At 40.4% G+C, this 20,996-nt stretch carries 17 protein-coding genes and 1 pseudogene; 16 read left to right on the top strand and 2 right to left on the bottom strand.

What is annotated here, in order from left to right:
* Positions 1-43: 43 nt before the first annotated feature.
* The 16 genes from EKM81_RS08320 to EKM81_RS08245 all read left to right on the top strand — a co-directional run bounded on the left by EKM81_RS08320 (position 44) and on the right by EKM81_RS08245 (position 18,962).
* On the top strand, positions 44-244 hold the full coding sequence (locus EKM81_RS08320; RefSeq protein WP_125650674.1) for a cold-shock protein: 201 nt from the start codon (positions 44-46) through the stop codon (positions 242-244).
* 106 nt (positions 245-350) lie between these two features.
* On the top strand, positions 351-854 hold the full coding sequence (locus EKM81_RS08315; protein WP_125650672.1) for a GNAT family N-acetyltransferase: 504 nt from the start codon (positions 351-353) through the stop codon (positions 852-854).
* A gap of 141 nt (positions 855-995) precedes the next feature.
* Positions 996-1,601, top strand: coding sequence for a glycoside hydrolase family 73 protein (locus EKM81_RS08310; protein ID WP_125650691.1), 606 nt, complete (start codon positions 996-998; stop codon positions 1,599-1,601).
* Positions 1,602-1,697: 96 nt separating this feature from the next.
* Positions 1,698-2,282, top strand: a complete 585-nt coding sequence (locus tag EKM81_RS08305) for a xanthine phosphoribosyltransferase (RefSeq protein WP_125650670.1) — start codon at positions 1,698-1,700, stop codon at positions 2,280-2,282.
* Between the two features lie 342 nt (positions 2,283-2,624).
* Positions 2,625-3,749, top strand: coding sequence for an ATP-grasp domain-containing protein (locus EKM81_RS08300; RefSeq protein WP_125650668.1), 1,125 nt, complete (start codon positions 2,625-2,627; stop codon positions 3,747-3,749).
* Between the two features lie 40 nt (positions 3,750-3,789).
* Positions 3,790-5,085, top strand: a complete 1,296-nt coding sequence (purB, locus tag EKM81_RS08295; RefSeq protein WP_125650666.1) for an adenylosuccinate lyase — start codon at positions 3,790-3,792, stop codon at positions 5,083-5,085.
* A 558-nt stretch (positions 5,086-5,643) separates the two neighbouring features.
* Positions 5,644-7,893 carry a DNA helicase PcrA gene (gene pcrA / locus EKM81_RS08290; protein ID WP_125650664.1) on the top strand — a complete coding sequence of 750 codons (2,250 nt, stop codon included), beginning with the start codon at positions 5,644-5,646 and terminating at the stop codon, positions 7,891-7,893.
* A 42-nt stretch (positions 7,894-7,935) separates the two neighbouring features.
* Entirely contained in the window at positions 7,936-9,966 is a 2,031-nt protein-coding gene (gene ligA / locus EKM81_RS08285; RefSeq protein WP_125650661.1) for an NAD-dependent DNA ligase LigA, read from the top strand.
* The gene (locus EKM81_RS08280; RefSeq protein WP_125650659.1) at positions 9,966-11,126 is read left to right on the top strand and encodes a CamS family sex pheromone protein; all 1,161 of its coding nucleotides are present in this window, start codon (positions 9,966-9,968) and stop codon (positions 11,124-11,126) included. The genes ligA and EKM81_RS08280 overlap by 1 nt, the downstream gene beginning before the upstream one ends.
* Before the next feature lie 86 nt (positions 11,127-11,212).
* Positions 11,213-11,518: an Asp-tRNA(Asn)/Glu-tRNA(Gln) amidotransferase subunit GatC gene (gene gatC / locus EKM81_RS08275; protein ID WP_125650657.1), complete on the top strand. Its 306-nt coding sequence runs from the start codon at positions 11,213-11,215 to the stop codon at positions 11,516-11,518.
* Positions 11,515-12,984 carry an Asp-tRNA(Asn)/Glu-tRNA(Gln) amidotransferase subunit GatA gene (gatA, locus tag EKM81_RS08270; protein ID WP_125650655.1) on the top strand — a complete coding sequence of 490 codons (1,470 nt, stop codon included), beginning with the start codon at positions 11,515-11,517 and terminating at the stop codon, positions 12,982-12,984. The genes gatC and gatA overlap by 4 nt, the downstream gene beginning before the upstream one ends.
* The gene (gene gatB / locus EKM81_RS08265) at positions 12,984-14,414 is read left to right on the top strand and encodes an Asp-tRNA(Asn)/Glu-tRNA(Gln) amidotransferase subunit GatB (protein ID WP_125650653.1); all 1,431 of its coding nucleotides are present in this window, start codon (positions 12,984-12,986) and stop codon (positions 14,412-14,414) included. Before gatA ends, gatB begins: the two co-directional genes overlap by 1 nt.
* A 19-nt stretch (positions 14,415-14,433) precedes the next feature.
* On the top strand, positions 14,434-15,396 hold the full coding sequence (locus EKM81_RS08260) for a diacylglycerol kinase (RefSeq protein WP_125650652.1): 963 nt from the start codon (positions 14,434-14,436) through the stop codon (positions 15,394-15,396).
* A 78-nt stretch (positions 15,397-15,474) separates the two neighbouring features.
* Positions 15,475-16,845: a 23S rRNA (uracil(1939)-C(5))-methyltransferase RlmD gene (rlmD, locus tag EKM81_RS08255; protein ID WP_225420223.1), complete on the top strand. Its 1,371-nt coding sequence runs from the start codon at positions 15,475-15,477 to the stop codon at positions 16,843-16,845.
* 108 nt (positions 16,846-16,953) lie between these two features.
* A complete protein-coding gene (locus tag EKM81_RS08250) occupies positions 16,954-17,568 on the top strand; it encodes a helix-turn-helix domain-containing protein (RefSeq protein ID WP_125650650.1) in 615 nt (204 codons plus the stop codon).
* A 542-nt stretch (positions 17,569-18,110) separates the two neighbouring features.
* Positions 18,111-18,962 carry a restriction endonuclease gene (locus EKM81_RS08245; RefSeq protein WP_164509266.1) on the top strand — a complete coding sequence of 284 codons (852 nt, stop codon included), beginning with the start codon at positions 18,111-18,113 and terminating at the stop codon, positions 18,960-18,962.
* 92 nt (positions 18,963-19,054) lie between these two features.
* Here the strand turns inward: EKM81_RS08245 and EKM81_RS11600 are convergent.
* Positions 19,055-19,126 (bottom strand): annotated as a pseudogene (locus tag EKM81_RS11600) (preprotein translocase subunit TatB); the annotation flags it as partial.
* A gap of 1,027 nt (positions 19,127-20,153) precedes the next feature.
* Positions 20,154-20,303, bottom strand: coding sequence for a hypothetical protein (locus EKM81_RS11210; RefSeq protein WP_164509265.1), 150 nt, complete (start codon positions 20,301-20,303; stop codon positions 20,154-20,156).
* Positions 20,304-20,996: the final 693 nt, after the last annotated feature.

The raw sequence follows: 20,996 nt of genomic DNA, 5'->3' as shown, positions 1-20,996 counted from the left end.
AAATACAAACAAATATAAGTATCCCCAAGGAGGAAACGTTCTAATGGAACACGGAACAGTAAAATGGTTTAACGCAGAAAAAGGTTATGGCTTTATCACTCGCGAAGATGGTAGCGATGTATTCGTACATTTCTCAGCTATCCAAGGCGACGGCTACAAGACTCTTGAAGAAGGCCAAGGCGTTACTTTCGACATCGAAGAAAGCGAACGTGGACCTCAAGCTGTTAACGTTAACAAAGACTAATTTTAATTTAAATTAAAAAGTTTTTTGGATCGGCATATTGCCGGTCCTTTTTTGTTATGATAAACAATAACAATTGTAAGTTGTGTTGCTGTGATTGGAGGATGAGATGATGCTTGAACAAAGCTTGGCGTTGCCAAAAGAATTAAGAATAGTTGAATTAACTGCGCAACAGGCACAAGTGTCATTAGCAGATTTACTATTACTAGCTGATGAAGATCCGAAAATGTTGGCTCGTTATCAGTCACGCTGTCGCTACTGGGCAATCCACGATCGTAAGCAACATTTTCTGGCGGAAGTTGCCGTTCAACAGCGTGCAGTTGACACCTGGGAAATTATGAATATTGCGGTTACTCCTGCAGCTCAAGGTCAAGGATTGGGCAGTATCTTGATTCGTTTGGTCCTTTTAATGGCTCAGCAAAATGACCAAGCGTATTTGCTGGTGGGAACTGGCGATACTGATTTAGCTAATTTAAGTTTTTATTTACATAATGGCTTTCGTTTTTATCAGATTCGGCCTAATTTTTTCAAAGAATATCAGATGCCAATTGTGGTTGACGGCTTGCCATTACAGGACATGATTATGTTCCGACAACCTGTGACAAAATTTTAATGATGCTTGTGGAGATTTGGCTGATTAATTGATTGGCTTGTTTAAGAAATAAGGAGCGATAATTTGGCTTATTCGCGTTATTCAAAACAACATAAACGACGGCGTTTAAGTTCACGACGACCAAAAAAACAACGTCAATTTATTGATTTAAATGGTTTTTTCTGGACGGTCGCGGTTGTTTTTGCCGTGGGTCTAATTTTTGTTTTAACTTATGATCGTTGGCAACAACATACTGCTCAAGAGGAGGCGGCTGCAGTGTCGTCATCAGAAGCTGCTGTTCAGAAAGAAAAACAAGCTTTTATTGGCCGTGTGGCGCCTGAAGCAGTTCAATTACAAAGCTCAACTCATGTCTTGCCGAGTGTGACCATTGCACAAGCAATCTTGGAAAGTAATTGGGGGAAGAGTAGTTTGAGCCAAAAGTATAATAATTTATTTGGGGTTAAGGGTTCAGATCCTAATAACACCCAAGAGTTAACCACCCAAGAATACGTTAATGGAAAATGGCAAACGATTACGGCACGCTTCCGAGTTTATCAATCATATGCTGAATCGATTCAAGATCATGCCCAGTTATTTACGCGGGGCACGACCTGGAATCCCCAGCAATATCAACATTTTTTAGCAGCGAAGGATTATCGTGAAGCAGCGAAGGCCTTGGAAACTGATGGCTACGCAACTGATCCTGATTATGCTAGTAAAATTATTGAATTGGTGGAAACTTATCAGTTAACTAAGTATGATCAGTAGGCTGTTGATTTGCCAATTTAATGAAGCAATAATTGTCAGCATCGCTAGGTTGTGCTATGTTAAGCCTAATTATAAAAATTGCAGTGGAGGGTTCACATGCGTGAATTAGAAGATAAAATTCGTCAAGATGGTCAAGTGTTGGATGGAAATGTTCTTAAAGTTGATAATTTCTTAAATCACCAAATTGATCCCCAATTAATGTATGCTATTGGGGCGGAGTTTAAGCGACTATTTGCAGATCAGCCAATTACCAAAATTTTAACAGTGGAATCGTCAGGAATTGCGCCGGCAGTCATGGCTGGCTTAATGCTGAAAGTGCCAGTTGTCTTTGCACGGAAACATAAGTCGTTAACTTTAAAAAATGATTTATATACAGCGACAGTTTATTCGTATACCAAAAAAGTCAGTAATGAAATTTCAATTTCGCAGAAGTTTCTCAGTGCTGATGATCGTGTTCTGATTATTGATGATTTCCTGGCTAATGGTCAGGCGGTTGAAGGCTTGATTGATATTATTGATGCAGCACATGCACAGCTGGAGGGCGTGGGGATCGTCATTGAAAAGACTTTCCAAAAGGGTCGTCAATTATTAGATGCTCGAGGGATTCGAACAGAATCATTGGCAAGAATCAAGGCCTTTGAAGATGGTCAGGTCGTTTTTGTAGCTGCTTCTGATGATTAATGTGTTCGGGCTGGTAAATTGTACTACGCCAAAAGACCACCAGCCTTCACACTCTGATTGAAACGTGTTCGGAGCGACAAATGGCTATGCCTAACTTGATTATTTGCTCGATCTGGTTGCACCAGCTCAAGCAAATAATCGAAGTTAGGCTACGCCAAAAATGCGTCGCTCCTCACACTCTCTAATTTGGTTTCGGTACTGGTATTTGATAGAATAATAATAGTGATGTTTTGGGGCAACCTGTAGCTTAGTACCGTTGAATGAATGGGCTAAGTTGCTGTCGGTTGCATTTTTTCTAGAGTTTTTTTCGAAATTCAATTCTAATGATCGAGGTATTGTCAAATGAGTTTTGTTTATCCACGTTCTTATACCGGTATTATTGGTGGCGGTCAAGGTAGTTGGCAATTGGCCCAAGCTGCTCACAAATTGGGCTTTTTAGTTAATTTATTAGTAGCTGATGCCAATGATTTAGCAGCTAAAGAAGCTGATCAAATTATTATCGGCACTTCCGCTGATACAAAGCTATTGCGTCAATTAGCCGCTGCCAGTGAGGTTGTTATTTTTCAAAATGAGAAGATTAATGTCAATAGCTTAAATGACGCTCAGATTGCAGATAAGTTGCCGCAAGGAACTGAACTACTCGCAATGACTCAGGATCGCTATTTGGAAAAAACTTTTTTGGAAGATCACAATATCAATATCGCACCTTATGCGATGGCAGTCACTTTAGATGATATTCGCTCGGCTGTAGATTCTCTAGGATTTCCTTGTGTCTTAAAGCCAATTCAAAAAGGTTTAGGACGAATTCATTCTCATTATATTTTGCGAAGTCATGATGATGTGGAACGGTTACCTGGTCAGTTGGCTGACGGAAGTTACATCTTGGAATCATGGGTACCTTACACCAAAGAATTTGCGATTATGGTTAGCAAAGACGCTCAAAAACGAGTTCAAACTTTTCCAGTATTAGAAACGGTTTATCACGAAGGCGACTTTCACAGCGCTTTAGCCCATCAAAAAAATCAGCCGGAGATTGTCCAAGAAATTCAACGGGTGGCAACTCAAATTGCTACGGCGATTGATTATCAAGGCATACTTGGGGTGACTTTCTTTGAAACGGAAGCCGGTGTGTTATTTGTCAATCGTATTTATCCAGGCCCTTATCAAGCAGCCGATTTGTATGGCAGTGTGACCAACTTTTCTCAATATGAGCTGCACTTACGTAATCTCTGTGAATGGCCAGTGCCTGATCTAGTATTGCGTCAAGAAGGTGCACTCTTGTCATTGCCGGCTAATTTGGAGCCGCAAGTTTTTGGACAAATTCCTAAACGGGTTAATTGGCAATTTATGTTTTGGCCGGTTTTGCAACAACCGCTCAGTTCAGATGCAACGATTGGTGAAGCGACGATCGTGGCAAATGATTATGCAAGTTTACTAGAATTAATTGAAAATACTGAATTATGGTAACCCAGCTTTTGAAGTTAGTTGATTGTAAGGAGAATAAGTTATGATTGAACGTTACACTCGCCCAGAAATGGCTCAAGTATGGAGTTTACAGAATCAATACCAATCTTGGCTTGAGGTTGAAATTTTCGCTTGTGAAGCTTGGGCCGAGCTTGGTGAAATTCCAGCTGTTGATTTAGCGAGGATCCAAAAAAATGCTAGTTTTGATACGGCGCGAGTTCAAGAGTTAGAAAAAGTGACTAAGCATGACGTGGTTGCTTTTACGCGGGCAGTTTCTGAAACTTTAGGACCAGAGCGGAAATGGATTCACTTTGGCTTAACTTCAACAGATGTCGTTGATACGGCTCAAGGTTATCGTTTAAAGCAAGCAAATGATTTGATCCGTGCTGATTTACAAGCTTTGTTGGCCACAATTAAAAAACGCGCTTTAGAATTTGAACAAACAGTTATGATTGGTCGAACTCATGGTGTTCATGCCGAACCAACAACTTTTGGGTTGGTTTTGGCAACTTGGTATGCCGAATTGAAACGTGATATCGAACGTTTTGAACATGCTGCCAAGGGTGTTGAAGCTGGTAAAATGAGTGGTGCTGTCGGAACTTTTGCCAATATTCCCCCAGAAATCGAAGCTTATGTCACCAAAAAATTAGGGTTACGAGCTCAGGATATTTCCACACAAGTGTTGCCTCGCGATTTGCACGCTGAGTATTTAACGGCTTTGGCCTTAACAGCGACTTCAATTGAACGTTTTGCTTTAGAGATTCGTCATTTACAACGGACTGAAGTTCATGAAGTCGAAGAACGCTTTGCTTCAGGACAGAAGGGATCTTCAGCGATGCCCCATAAGCGTAATCCAATTACGTCAGAGAATCTAACTGGATTGGCTCGGGTAATTCGTGGGTATCAAATTCCAGCCTTAGAAGATGTGGGTCTGTGGCATGAGCGAGACATTTCCCATAGCTCTGTTGAGCGAATTATTTTACCAGATGCAACATCGTTAATGGATTATCAATTAACCCGGTTCAATCGCTTATTGACCAATTTGGTTGTCTTTCCTGAACGGATGCTGCAGAATATGCAGGTCACGCACGGCTTGATTTATAGTCAGCGTGTGTTGCTTAAACTAGTTGAAAGTGGCTTAAGTCGGGAACAAGCATATGATCTAGTTCAGGCTAAAACTGCTTTAGCTTGGGATCAAGGCCAAGATTTTAAACAGCTATTAGCGGCTGATCCGAAAGTGATGTCGCAAATATCAAGTGCTGACCTTGATGACGCATTTGATTACCATTGGCATTTGCGCCGAGTTGATCTGATTTTTAAACGATTAGGCTTAAAATAAGTTAAGTCCAATTAGTTTCCGCCAACTGCCACTGCATTTTGAGCTAAACGGGTTCGTTTTAGGTTTAATCGATTTTTAAGTGGTGCTGAAAAGACAGCCACCAATTATTCAATGTCAGCTAAATGAAATTAGCAGAACAAAATTGAACACGAGTGTTTGGTAGGTTAGGGTACATTAGACTATAAGGCCTGTGTGACAATCTTTTGAGATGAAATCGAAAGATATCACGCAGGCTATTTTAGTTTTATGAGCGCAACTATTTTTTGTTGCTTTAGCGATTAGAATCAGACGCGCATCTGAGATTGTTGCCGGCAATAAGACTAAATCAATTGTCCACCGTGTTTTACGACCGGCAGTCCGAAATGCGGTCAGAACCAATTCTATTTCCGCATCTTAAGGTTACTAATGAAGTAAATGAAAATTTGAAACATCTGTTCCCTTTGCGGTAAAATAAGCGTAACATTTTAAGTTCAAATGTCTGTTATAATTGTTTGTTAGAATAACTTTATTTTGCTTAACGGCAATAGAAAATTTTTGATTTTCGGGAAGGAAGACAACATGGGCACGACCAGTATATTAGCAGGATTAAATGATCAACAAAAAGAGGCAGTTTTAACAACTGAGGGTCCCTTGTTGATTATGGCTGGGGCCGGTTCTGGGAAAACACGAGTCTTAACTCACCGAATTGCTTATTTGATTCAGGAACGTGGTGTTTTACCATGGCAGATTTTGGCGATTACTTTTACCAATAAGGCTGCCAAAGAAATGCGTGAGCGGGTGCAGAAATTATTAGGTGACGATGCTAATGATGTTTGGGTATCAACTTTTCATGCGCTTTGTGTGCGAATCTTAAGACGTGAGAGTGAAAAAATTGGCTACTCAAGGTCTTTTACGATTGCTGACAGTTCTGAACAATTGACATTGATCAAGCGAATTCTTCGGCAGTTGAATTTAGATCCAAAGCAATATGATCCTAAGGCAATTTTAGGTGCTATCAGTCAAGCAAAAAATGATCTAAAAACACCTAAGGAGTTTGAACAAACGGCAGCGAAGGGCTTTGATCAAGTCGTTGCCCAAGTTTATAAAATTTATCAACAAGAATTACATCGTGATCAGGCTTTTGATTTCGATGATTTGATTATGCAAACGATTGTCTTGTTTCATCAAGATCCAGAAACGTTGGCTTTTTATCAGCGGAAGTTTCGTTATATTCATGTGGATGAGTATCAGGATACTAATGAGGCCCAATATCAATTAGTACAGTTGTTAGGTGCGGCTTATCGAAATGTTTGTGTGGTGGGTGATGCTGATCAGAGTATTTATGGTTGGCGGGGCGCAAATATGGCCAATATTATGAACTTTGAACGTGACTATCCCCATGCGCAAAGTATTCTGTTAGCGCAAAATTATCGCTCAACGAAAAATATTTTGCAAGCGGCTAATTCTGTAATTGCCCATAATAGTTATCGCAAACCCAAGAAATTGTGGACAGATAATCCTGAAGGAACGAAACTTAATTATTATCGGGCGCAAAGTGAAAGTGATGAAGCCCTCTTTGTGACTAGTAAAATTAAAGCAGAGGTTAAAGACAAAAAATTTAACTATGGTGATTTTGCGATTCTTTATCGGACTAATGCCCAATCACGGATTTTTGAAGATCGACTTATGAAAGCAAGCATTCCTTATAAGATTGTCGGTGGCCACAAGTTCTACGATCGTAAAGAAATTCGCGATGTGCTAGCTTATTTGCGGCTAGTTGCCAATCCCGATGACTCGATGAGCTTTAATCGGGTGGTCAATGAGCCTAAACGAGGGTTGGGTGCCGGTACAATTGGCAAATTGCAAGAATTTGCAGACGAGCATGACTGGTCGCTACTGGCAGCAGCTAAGAATATTGAATTATCAGCTTTACCTGCGCGCTCGCGAACGAAATTACTGGACTTTGCCCAGTTGATTTATGCTTTGAATGCGGAAACAGCTAATTTATCAATGACCGAATTAACCAAACGTTTATTAGAAAAAAGTGGTTACCAAGCTAGTCTTGAAATTCAGAAAACAGTTGAAGCAGAAACCCGGCTGGAAAACTTGGCTGAATTCTTGACCGTTACGCAACAATTTGATGATAGTTATCAGCCTGAAGATAATGATAGTCAACCTTTGATTGATTTTATTGCTGATCTCGCTTTAACTTCTGATCAGGATGAACTGGGCGAAGACTTGAAGCAGGTCACTTTAATGACACTTCATGCTGCTAAGGGTTTGGAGTTCCCGGTAGTTTTCTTAGTCGGAATGGAAGAAGGCATTTTCCCATTATCACGTTCGTTAATGGAAGACGATGCTTTGGAAGAAGAGCGGCGGCTTGCCTATGTGGGTATTACTCGGGCCCAAAAAGAATTGTATTTGTCCAATGCTTATGGTCGAATGTTGTATGGTCGACCACAAAATAATCCGCCCTCAAGATTTATTGCGGAAATTGATCCTGAAGTAATTGAACCAGTTGCGCAAGAGGAGCAGCAGTATCCATTTGATCAGGTTGGTCAATCAGGCCGGCGTCAACGGCAAATGGCTCAAGGAACAGCTTCGACCTACCATGCACCACAAGCTAAAAAAGCCACTGGTGCCGTTGGTGCTGAACAGGTTAGCTGGCAGGTTGGTGATTTAGTAGAACATCGTGCGTGGGGACGTGGTACGGTAGTTCAGGTTGATCAAAATGGTGATGATATTGAACTCGCAATTGCTTTTCCAGAAATTGGGGTGAAACATCTGATGGCTGTTTTCGCACCAATCAAAAAAGTGAGTCAGTCGTAAAAAGCTAGTTATTAAATTAGTTTAAGAAAGAAGGAAGTCGTTATGCCATTACCAAAACCAATTAAGGATTATTCACTTGCAGATGCCACGACAACAGTTGGCGAATTACGGCAACAGTTACGGCGTTATGCGCAGGCTTATTACACGCAGGATGCCCCATTGGTTGAGGACTCAGTCTACGATGATCAATATCGCCAACTGCAAGAATTGGAGCAAGCCTTTCCGCAACTAGTAACTGCGGATTCACCAACGCAGCAAGTTGGTGGGACTGTTTTGGCGGGCTTCACTAAAGTTAGCCATCAGTTGCCAATGCTGTCGATGGGAGATGTCTTCTCACTAGACGAACTTGCAAGTTTTGATAGTCGCATGCAGAAGGCAATCCAGCAAACAACTACCTATAATGTTGAACTTAAAATTGATGGTCTAGCGATTTCATTACGCTATGAAGCTGGCAAACTAGTTTTGGGGTCAACTCGCGGTGATGGTTCAATTGGTGAGGATGTGACTGCTAATTTACGTACAGTGGCGTCGATCCCACAAACATTGGCGGTACCAATTGACTTGGAAGTTCGCGGCGAGTGTTATATGCCAAAAGCTTCTTTTGAAAAACTGAATCGTGAGCGGGATAATAACGGCGAAGCAGTCTTTGCCAATCCGCGGAATGCGGCGGCGGGCAGCTTGCGTCAATTAAATTCCCGCGTGACTAAGGAGCGTCAGTTGGACACATTTATTTATACCATTGTTAATGCTGACCGCTATGGCGTTACAACTCAAGCTGAAGCATTGAAACAACTGCAAGAGTGGGGTTTTCATGTTAATCCTGAGTCAATGGTAGCAACTGACTTACAGCAAATTGATGATTATATTCAACGTTATCAGGCACAACGAGATGAATTGCCTTACGGAATTGACGGTGTTGTTTTAAAAATCAATCAACTTAGTTTACAAGCAGAATTAGGCAATACCGTTAAAGTGCCGCGCTGGGAGATTGCTTATAAGTTTCCACCTGAAGAAGCGCATACGATTGTCCGCGATATTGAATGGACGGTTGGTCGAACTGGCGTGGTAACACCTACTGCGGTGATGGATCCTGTTAGTTTGGCGGGGACAACAGTTGCTCGAGCGACGTTACATAACGTCGATTTATTGCGTGAGAAAGATGTTCGTTTAGGTGACACCGTCTTAATTCATAAGGCTGGCGATATTATTCCGGAAGTTTCGCAAGTGGTTTTGGGAAAACGACCACTTACTAGTCAGCCTTATGAAGTGCCAACAACGTGTCCTTCATGTGGGTCAAAGCTGATCCACTTGGCTGACGAAGTTGCCTTGCGCTGTGTTAATCCAATGTGTCCAGCACAAGTTAAGGAAGGGTTGATTCATTTTGCTTCTCGGGATGCAATGGATATTACTGGCTTAGGTCCCAAAGTTGTTACCCAATTGTATGATCGTCATTTAGTGAAGGATGTCGCTGATTTATATAAATTAACGGCTACTGATTTAGCTGATTTAGACAAGTTTAAAGAGAAATCCATTAATAATTTATTAAATGCGATTGCTAACTCGAAACAAAACTCAGCAGAACGCTTATTATTTGGATTGGGTGTGCGCAATGTCGGTGCCAAAGCGGCCCGCTTATTATTGGCTGCATTTGGCAATTTAGAGAACTTAATGATGGCTTCTGCCGAAGAAATCACTGCAATTAAAACAATTGGTCCCACAATTGGCGATAGTCTAACAACTTATTTTGCCAATGCTCAGGTTCAGGAATTGATTCAAGAATTACGAGCAGTTGGGGTCAACTTTGATTATTTGGGCAGCACAACCACTGTTAAAGATAATTTCTTTAAAGATAAAACTATTGTGTTAACTGGTAAATTAGCTCATTATACTCGTAGTGAGTTAAGTCAGCAGCTAACTGATTTAGGCGCACACATTGTCGGTTCAGTTTCTAAAAAAACAGATTATCTGATTGTTGGTGAAGACGCTGGTAGTAAGCTAACCAAGGCGCGGCAACTGGCGATACCTGTTTTGGCAGAAACAGAACTGGACCAATATCTTGATGAGGTGAAATAATGCGATTCACGAGTAAAAAAGGATTACTTTTACTCATGGGCTTGATAGGGATTTTCTTAACTGCCTGTGGTAACTTACAAAACGCCGATTTAAGTGGCAACACTAGTAGTAATACTGCTTCTAGTAAGTCTGCTGCTTATCAGATTACGGGGACAACTGATGGTAGTCAATACAGTGCTTTGTTAAGCGACGGCAAATATAAAGTTAGTAGTTCTCGAGGTCTGACTGTCGATCAGAATAGTAATAATTTTAATGTTGCTAGTTTTGAAGATGGCCTGACGACGATTAGCAAACAACAATTTTCACCTGACAAATATGCTTTTCAGGAAGGTCAATATATTGCCCGGACAACTGCCAATAGTTGGCTTAAACGGAAGTCGAGTAGCAATGCTGATGGTTTAAATCCGGAAGATAATAAACAAACCGATTCAAATAAGCGAGCCCCAATTTATTTGCAACAAATTCTTGAGCAGGATTATTTAGTTCATAGTGGTAGCACTTATAAGCTTGATGGCATGGCCATTGGCTTAGGGATGAATTCGACTGACTATTATCAAAAAGTCCAATATGGTGCTACTTTCAAAACGACTATTTCTCGTGCGGACCAAGAAAAGCAGGGCAAAGAAATGGCCCAAAAGATTTTAGCCCGCTTACGCCAGAAAAAAGAACTTGCTAATGTTACGATTGTTTTTGGCTTGTATGAACAGGCCGCTAATGATAGTTTAGTGGGTGGTACTTATTTTGCGCAAGCAGTTAGTAAGTCAGGAACGACTTTGTCTGACTGGACGTCGTTGAAACAGGAGAACGGTGTTTTACCAGTTGTAAATAACGAAAAAGCAATCAATGGTGGCGATAGTGATTCCTTTAATAACTTTAAATCAAAAATTCAATCATTCTTTCCAAATTTAAGCGGCGTAACCGCGCAGGTTCATTATGAGAATGATTCGCTTAAAGGTATGAAGATTAAAATCACAACCCAGTTTTTTGGTGAAAATGAAATCCGTAGCTTTACGCAATACGTTGGCACTGCAGCTTCTCGTTATTTACCAGCCAATGTACCAATTGAAATAACGATATCTTCAGTTGGTGGTATGCAGGCTTTTCTGAACCGTGACAGCGGCGAAAAAGATTTTTATAGTCATGTTTTTAGTAGTTACTAGCTTTTCTGGTTTTTTCACTAAGCGTTAAATGATAAAATAAGCATAGAATGAATCTTGTTTTAAAACGAATGGAGGACATTTGGCGAATGATATCTAAAGATCAAGTTGCACATGTGGCTGAATTAGCTCGTTTGTCTTTTACAGACGCTGAATTAGCGCATTTCACGACCCAATTGGATCAGATTATTGTGATGGAACACGCCTTAGCAGAAGTACCAACAGACGGGGTTGCACCAACAACACAACTAACTGACACGGAAAATGTATTTCGTGACGACGTTCCTGTGACTGACGGGCCATCACGGGATGAACTTTTACAAAACGTACCAGAAAGTAAAGATGGCTTAATTAAAGTGCCTTCGATTATTGATAAAGGGGAGGCTGACGCATGAACTATTTAGAAACTGATTTGCATAGCTTGCATCAGCAGTTGGTCAATCATGAATTGACAGCCGTTGACTTGGTCAAAAGTACAATGGCGACTATTGATGAACATGAATCACAATTGAATGCCTTTATTACCACGAATCAGAAGAAGGCCTTGGCAGCTGCTGAGAAGTTAGATGCTGAGGGCATTCCTGCTGATAATCTATTAGCAGGGATTCCAGTTGCTTACAAAGATAATATTGTGACGAAGGGTGTGCGAACAACTGCTGCTAGTCATATTCTTGACAACTTTAATCCAGTTTATGACGCCACGATTGTTGAGAAATTAGAAGCTGCTGGGACAATCAATGTTGGTAAGACTAATATGGATGAGTTTGCCATGGGGTCATCAACTGAATCATCTTATTTTAAACCAACTCATAATCCTTGGGACTTAAGCCGTGTTCCTGGTGGTTCATCAGGTGGTTCTGCAGCCGCAGTTGCTGCCGGTGATGTTTTGGCGGCCTTTGGTAGTGATACTGGTGGTTCCATTCGACAACCTTCTGCATATAATGGTATTTTTGGCCTTAAACCAACTTATGGTCGTGTTTCTCGTTGGGGTCTGATTGCCTTTGGCTCAAGCTTTGATCAATTAGGAGTTATGACTCGTCGGGTCAAGGACGCAGCACCATTCTTAACTGTCATGAGTGGTCATGATGGCAAGGACAGTACAAGTTCTCAACGCCCAGTTCCTGATTTCAGTCAATTTATTGGTCAAGATATTAAGGGCCTGAAGATTGCTGTTCCTGATGAGTTCTTCGGTCAAGGGATTGCTGATGATGTTAAAGCTCAAGTTGAAAAAGGCATCAAGCAATTGGTTGAACAAGGTGCGATTGTTGATCATGTACAATTGCCTCATACGAAATATGCAGTGCCTGCTTATTATGTTTTAGCTTCCAGTGAAGCTTCTTCGAATTTACAACGATTTGATGGGATTCGTTACGGATTCCGTGCTGAAGATGTTAAAAACTTAACTGACGTCTATGTTCGCACGCGTTCTGAAGGCTTTGGCCCTGAAGTGAAACGGCGGATTATGTTAGGGACTTTTGCATTATCTTCTGGCTACTATGATGCTTATTTCAATAAGGCGGCTAAAGTTCGGACTTTAATTAAGCAAGATTTTGAAGAAATTCTAAAAACTCATGATTTAATTGTTGGACCAACGGCACCTGATACGCCATTTCTAATTGGTGCGAATGTTGCTGACCCAATCACGTTATACATGAAAGATATTTTAACGATTTCAGCAAATATGGCCGGTGTACCGGCTGCTTCAGTGCCAGCTGGGTTTAATGCCGCTGGGTTACCAGTGGGCATGCAGATGATTGCTAAGCGCTTTGATGAAGGAACCATTTTCCGTGCTGCTAGTGCCTTTGAAGAAATGAATCAGTATTATCTTGAGAAACCTAGCTTCAAAGGAGGTAATGCGTAATGAATTTTGAAACCACAATTGGCTTGGAAGTCCATGTTGAATTAAAAACAAAAACAAAAATGTTCAGTCCTGCACCTGTCGCTTATGGTGCTGAATCAAACGTTAATACTAATGTGATTGATTGGGGCTTCCCTGGCGTCTTACCAGCAGTTAACCATGAAGCTTATCGCTTAGGCATTATGGTTGCTTTAGCATTACATGCTGATGTGACTAAGGAAACTCATTTTGACCGGAAGAATTATTTCTACCCTGATAATCCGAAAGCTTATCAGATTACACAGTTTGAACAACCTTTAGCACGTAATGGTTGGCTGGAAATTGAAGTTAACGGTGTCAAGAAAAAAATCGGTATTGAAGAAATGCACGTTGAAGAAGATGCCGGTAAAAATACCCACGGTGACGACGGTTATTCATACGTCGATTTGAACCGTCAGGGCACGCCGTTGATTGAAATTGTTTCTAAAGCCGATATGAATTCGCCTGAAGAAGCTTATGCTTATTTGGAGCAATTGAGAAAGACGATTCAGTTTACTGGTGCTTCTGATGTTAAGATGGAAGAAGGATCAATGCGAGTTGATACCAATATTTCTATCAGACCAATTGGCGCTGAAAAATTAGGAACTAAAGCCGAATTAAAGAACTTGAACTCCTTTAATCACGTCCGTTTAGGCTTGGCTTATGAAGAAAAACGGCAGGCAGAAGTCTTAATGTCCGGTGGTCAAGTCCGTCCGGAGACTCGTCGCTTTGACGAAGCTTCTGGTGAAACAATTCTGATGCGGGTGAAGGAAGGCTCCGATGATTATCGTTACTTCCCAGAACCTGATTTACCGCCATTTTCAATCAGTGATGATTGGATCAACGAAATTGCTGGACAAATTCCCGAAATGCCTGAAAAACGGCGGGAACGCTATGTTAATGAATTAGGTATTCCTGAATATGACGCTGGTATTTTAACGGATACCAAAGAAATGTCTGATTTCTTTGAGGAATCAATTACTGATGGGGCTGATCCTAAGCTGGCGTCCAACTGGTTGATGGGTGAAGTCAATGCTTATTTGAATGCTAATAAACTTGATTTAGCACAAACACAATTAACACCAGCTAATTTAGCAACGATGATTCAATTAATCAAAGATGGCACGATTTCATCGAAAATTGCCAAGAAGGTTTTCCAAGAAACAATCAAGAAGGGGACTGAACCTAAGGCTTGGGTTGAAGCGAAGGGCTTAGTTCAGGAATCTGATCCCACTATTTTGACACCGGTTATTACAGCAATTCTTGATGATAATCAACAGTCAATTGAAGATTTCAAGAATGGTAAAGACCGGGCTGTTGGTTTCTTAGTCGGTCAAATCATGAAACAAACTCATGGTAAGGCCAATCCTAAAGTGGTTAACCAAATCTTAATGGGTGAATTAAATAAACGATAGTAGAAAGTAGGTTGGTTTAATGAAGATGCGTGCGCGTCTGATCTATAATCCGACATCAGGACATGAAACTATGTTACGGAGTGTGGGGGAAATTTTAAATGTTTTAGAGCAGGCCGGTTATGAAGCCAGCGCTTTTCAAACAACCCCAGCCGCTTTTTCTGCAGAAAAAGAAGCCGAGCGAGCTGCTCGTGCTGGCTTTGATTTAATTTTAGCTGCTGGTGGTGATGGGACGATTAACGAGGTTGTTAACGGAATCGCACCATTAAAACATCGTCCTAAAATGGCGATTATCCCAGCGGGAACAACTAATGATTATGCGCGAGCGTTAAAAATCCCCCGAGAAGATCCGGTTGAAGCAGCCAAGGTTATTTTAAAACACCAGACTGTTAAAATGGATATCGGCCAAGCTAATGAGAAGTATTTCATGAATATTGCCGGTGGCGGTTTTATGACTGAATTGACTTATGATGTCCCGTCTGAATTTAAATCAGTACTAGGCTACTTGGCTTACGTGTTGAAGGGTGCCGAGATGTTGCCGCGAATTCGGCCCGTGGATATGAAAATTCAGTATGATGATGGTGTTTATGAAGGGCCGGCCTCAATGTTCCTACTGGGGCTAACCAATTCTGTTGGGGGCATGGAACAAATTGCACCTGATGCGTCCTTGGATGATGGTAATTTTGCCTTAATTGTTGTCAAAACTGGCAATCCTGCCGAAATTTTGCGTTTGATGACGATGGTCCTAAATGGTGGTCGCCATGTGAATGATCCGAATATTATTTATACGAAGACTCGAAAAGTAGTTGCTCGCACAGTTCATGGTGAAGAAATGAAAATCAATCTTGACGGCGAGTTTGGCGGTGTTGCGCCGATGACTTTCGTTAATTTACGCCAACATATTGAAATGTTTGCTAACGTTGATGAAATTCCGCGGCAAGCACTTTCTAATGATGAGCAAATTGATCATACCCCAGAAAATTAAAGTTGTGATTATTGGTAAACTTGTTGGTTGGCATTTGCTAGTCAACAAGTTTTTTTACAGAGAGAATGGAGAAATAAAGTGGCAAAATTTACAGCACCAGTAACTAAAGGCCAACGTTTAAGTGGTACCGTGGCCGATTTAACTTATGAGGCAATGGGTGTCGTTAAAGTTGGACAGGATTATCCGATTTTTGTGGCTAACGCGCTAACTAGCGAGGAAATCGAATTTCAAGTAACTAAAGTTAATGCTCATTACGGCTTTGGACGTCTTTTGAAAATTGTCACTGAGAGTCCTGATCGAGTTCCGGCTGATACCCGCAATTATTTACAAACAGGTATTGCCCCCTTAGCTCACCTGGCCTACTCAGCCCAATTAAAGTTTAAGCAAGAGCAGGTGGTTAACTCACTGGCTAAATTTCATTTAGATTGGCAGGTTCAACCAACCTTAGCAGCACCTAAGGAAACTGGTTATCGTAATAAAGCACAAGTGCCAGTCAAAATGGTCGCCGGCGTTTTGCAAACTGGTTTCTATCGTCAACGTTCGCATGATTTGATTCCGATGACTGATTTCTTAATTCAAGATCCTAGAATTGATCAAACGATTCAAAGCATTCGGGATATTCTTCGGGAATACCAAGTGCCTGCTTATGATGAAACCACAGGTAAGGGGACTTTACGCCATATTATGGTTCGTCGTGCCCAAGCAACTGGTCAGCAAATGGTGGTATTAGTTAGTAAACAACGTCATTTACCCAATGAAGTAGCAGTAGTTGAACAAATCAGTCAGTTGCCTGAAATCACCAGCATTATCGTTAACTTCAATCCAAAGAAAACTAATGTTATTTTAGGCGTGAAGGAACGTTTGGTTTTTGGTCATTTATATTTGGAAGATGAATTATTAGGACATCAGTTCCATATCTCTGCTCAGTCCTTCTATCAGGTGAACCATGATCAGACCGAACGACTTTATCAAACTGCCATTGATGCTGCTCAATTGCAACCAACTGATGTGGTAGTTGATGCTTATTCTGGAATTGGGACCATTGGTATCTCAGTTGCTGATCAAGTTAAACAAGTCCGTGAGATCGAAGTTGTGCCTGAAGCAGTTGCCGATGCCAAAAATAATGCTCAATTAAATGGGGTCACGAACATGGACTTCACTGTTGGCAAGGCGGAAGAAATTATGCCACAATGGGCTGCTGCTGATGTCAAGATGGATGTACTGTTCGTAGATCCACCGCGTAAAGGTTTGTCGCCAGAATTCGTTGCTGCCGTGCTAGCCGTTAAACCGCAGAAAATTGTTTATATTTCATGTAATCCAGCCACATTAGCCCGAGACTTATCGTTATTAACGGCTGGTGGCTATCAAGGTAATCAAGTCCAGCCAGTCGATATGTTCCCACAAACAACACATGTGGAGAGCGTTTCTGTCCTTGAGCGTGACGAGTAGTCACGCTCAAGGCCTTGGAAAAGATCTGATTTTAGCGGACTCAACCTACAGTTTGTGTAAAAAAACGATGGTTCCAGTTATGCTTGAGTCATGAAAGGAGGGCCCGATATGGATCAAATCAAAATTGGAAAATTCATAGCATCCTGTAGAAAAGAATTGGGCATGACTCAGGCAAACCTTGCTGAGAAGCTCGGAATTAGTGATCGGGCAATATCAAAATGGGAGACAGGCAAGTCGATGCCTGATTCAGGGCTCATGTTGGAGCTTTGTGATCTTTTAAAGATTAACGTCAACGAACTTCTGTCGGGCGAAAGAATTATGACCGAGGCATATGACAAACGGGCAGAGGCAAACCTGCTGGCGATGAGGCAAGAGGTTGAGAAAAAGAACCGCCAGATGCTTAGGATGGAATACTGGCTTTCCTATCCAGCTCTGATTGCTGGGTTGGCCATGGTGTTAGTGGCGGCATTCATAGAGATACCGGTTTGGCTACGAATTTTCCTCACCGGGTTTGCACTCGTGATTATCCTTACGGTTGCCTTGATCGCCGTGGGGATTGAACAAACGGCCGGCTATTATGAATGCCAGAATTGCCACCACAGATATGTCCCTACTTACTGGCAGACAATTCTTGCGATGCATAGGGGACGGACAAGGTATATGAAATGCCCGAAATGTGGAAAACGAAGTTGGCAGAAAAAAGCTCTCACGAAAGAAGGCTAGGATAGACTAAGGCTCCTTACTACCGGCAAATGAGCCGGTGACGAGGAGCTTTTTTATGGATTGGGGGTCTTAAGTCCGTTGGCTTACAGCCGGACCTGTCGATCTGGAACGCATTTTAGTAGGGGTGGTAGCGGTTTTTCCTAACCACTTAACACCTTTTATTATTTAAGGTGTCAACCCTAAGGGGTATAGTACGGATTGGAATTAGTACACTTTTTCTATTTGGGGATAGCAGGTCGAGTGTTCAATGTCCTATTTCGATAGTCGAGTATGCTAATGTCCAGTTTAGCAGGTCGTGTTGATTAGGGTAGTGAATATGTGTGTAAAAGTTGATATGAAGGCAGACATAGATGGTGCGAAAATAGACTAATTTGGTGCTCAGGGTTGAGAGGGCGAAAGCGATATTGTATTTTGCTTATTTTGATTGAAAATTAGAAAATTTGCAGGACAGTTGTGTACTCGACGTATAATATTAATAAAAGAAGATCATTAAGGTAGGTAGCAGAATGGCAAATTGACAAATCAATATTGAAAATCTAACGATGAACGAAGTACTTAAATCAATGCATCGATTAGGTGGGCAAGTTACCAGAAAAGAAATACGACGGGATATTCACGATAACTCAAATGTCATTTCCGAAGATGAAGTAGATAAAATTAAGGTTTCTAAAAAGACAGGTAATAAATACAGTCCGTTTGCGTGGACACTTAATTATGCCGTTAAATATCTGATCATGACTGGGTATCTTATACAGGATGGACGACTACTTGAGTTATCAGAAAAAGGCCGCAATGTTGAACTGTCTTCCTTTGATGGTGCCCGTGATGTTCGTCCAATAGTTGAAAAGATGCTTACTAAACAAAAACAAAACAAGGCATCTGACTCTGAAAAAGCCAACATTGGAGATAGTGACGATTCAGATGAAATGGAAGAACCGTGGCGTCAACAGTTATTGGATGCATTGATGAAGATGAATTCTAAAAAATTCGAATTCTTTTGTCGTGGGTTACTTACCAAAATGGGGATAGATGTCGACGATGAAAAAGGGGTTCAATATGTAGCTGATGGTGGTATTGACGGTTTTGGTTATGTTCGTTCAGACGATTACCGGACAACACGGGTTGCACTGCAAGCTAAGCGATGGCAGGGTAAAGTGTCGGCACCCGAGATTGATAAGTTTCGTGGGGCAATGGATAAGTTTAACGCTGAATTTGGTATTTTTATTACTAATTCAGACTTCACCAGGGAAGCGGTTAAAACAGCTCGGGAGGGAACTCGGATTATCACATTGATTAATGGCGATCAGATCTGTGACCTGGTAGCGAAATACAATTACTATGTTGAACCCGTTACTACTTATCGGTTAAAAGACTTTTACTTAGATAAGGACTAAAAGTAGAGATGATTTCTAAACTAATTCCAATAAAAAATGAGCTACAAAAACAGCACCCAGCCAAAATAGCTGAGTGCTGAATAATCTAAAACTCACATATTAACTCTAATTACTTCACCATCTTTAAACGTGAACTCCATGTAGCGTTGGAAGATGGTGATTTTTTATCAAGAGGTGGTCCATTTTTTAAACTTGATGAGGCCCCCTGGTAGATTTGGAAGAAGATTTAAATATTCTTCAGGTTGGAGAGATTGATGTTGTGATCGTTTTCTTATTGCAGTAGCTGTTCGCGTTGCTTTCGTAAAGCCTGGACTTGATCGGTTAGTTGAGTAACGTTCTTATTGTGTGTAGCCATGATGATGCCCATCTTAAGTCGTGAAGCCATCCTGGATTTTTGTGCTGATAGTAAATGACACGGGAAATAATAGCTGGTTGATTGTTTTCCTAATAGTATTACGGAACTTATCCTATAATTTTTGACGCGCTACAGTATAGGTTTTTTAGAAGGGTAATGAGGAAATCAAGTTGCGTGAAGAAGGTCTATATCTACTTTTGTTCTCTTCTATTAGGTAAGCACCATTTTAAATTCTTAAAATCAGAATAACTGATACTTCTATCATTGCGAATTTCGTAAGCAACTTTTACAAGACTGTTTACAAATTTTAGGGATGTAAATATATACTTCCAAAAATAGAAATCTTGGTTATCATCAACAAAATGAATAACGGTATATGCTGGGGAAGTTATTCCTTCAAGTTCTGAAGCAGCAAAACCATCTTGAAATGATCTTAGATAAATTACAAAGTCCCCGGGTTTTACTCGCATATAACTTACTTCGTTTTTCTTATTGTGTAGAATATCATAACCACTTTCTGTTCAAAAAAACATACCAGTTTTCCAAGATGTTGAAATAAAAGGTAATTGAGGATATCCTTTGTCTGAAATAGATTTAAAAATATCTTCAAGCTTTCGTTGTCCCCAAGCAGCAGATTTTTACGCTAATATTTCTGGAAATTTTGTTACTAACAATCATTGATGGTAAAATACTGATGTACTAAAAAAACAAGCAACTTTAAAGGCAATGTTTCATTAAAAATAGTCTGCAACCCACCAAAGTTAACGAGCCAAGCTTTTAGTATTACATAGAAGATGAATATTAGTCAGCGTTAGTTATTTGGACTACTTCTTAGACTACTTTTTAGCTAGTTCTTCTCGACGCTTCTTGATGACCTCTTCAATTTTGGCTAGGTCATCTTCTTTAGCAAAATTAAGGATAAATTGTTGAGTACGAAAGAGTTCAGAAGCTCTGTTCCAATTACTGATTATATTATATTTGCTCATTACTATTTAACTCCTTGTAGTATTTAATAACTAAATTATAGCATTGATTTTTTGAATTATTGTTATAGTGTACTCAACAATTATCAAGTTTTCTATAATGTATTACCTGTTTTTGAGTTCCTAAAGTATTGAAAGTAGTGGAATTGACGGTGTTTAAACATGATGAATCAGCACTCGTCTTTGTTAGATTACAATAGAAATTCATGTCCAAATAATAGTTACAAAGCGTAATATGTTGGCATTTATAAGTGATGTATGATTAAAACAAGGCAAGCATCACATGTGGAGACTATTGTGTTGCTACAACGAGCAGATATGTAGAAATCCTTTATTTCAAGCACTTTTACAAGCATATTGTCTTTACTGGTGAGGGTGATAAAATTAGAAATAAAGTGATTAAGGACTATATAAATGTTTCTGTAGTAATTGATATAGAGTGTGGAGATACAAGAAACGAATAACTTCCAACATAGTGTAGTGGTTTCTCATATTTGATACTTTATTTCTTATTAAAAATTTTAGAAATCTAATATTAAAAAGTAAGGTTTATAGTGAACGTACTCATTAATTTAGTTGATAAGTTTTTATTTTAGTTTATGATAAAGTAAATTTAATAGCCGGATTTAAAATTGAAGTGCAACACCTAAATGACTAGACCAAAAAGGCCATGAAGACCTATTCTTATAGTTACCA

The sequence above is a fragment of the Lapidilactobacillus gannanensis genome, assembly GCF_003946675.1.
GTDB lineage: Bacteria > Bacillota > Bacilli > Lactobacillales > Lactobacillaceae > Lapidilactobacillus > Lapidilactobacillus gannanensis.
This window is presented reverse-complemented; position numbering and strand designations above follow the sequence as displayed.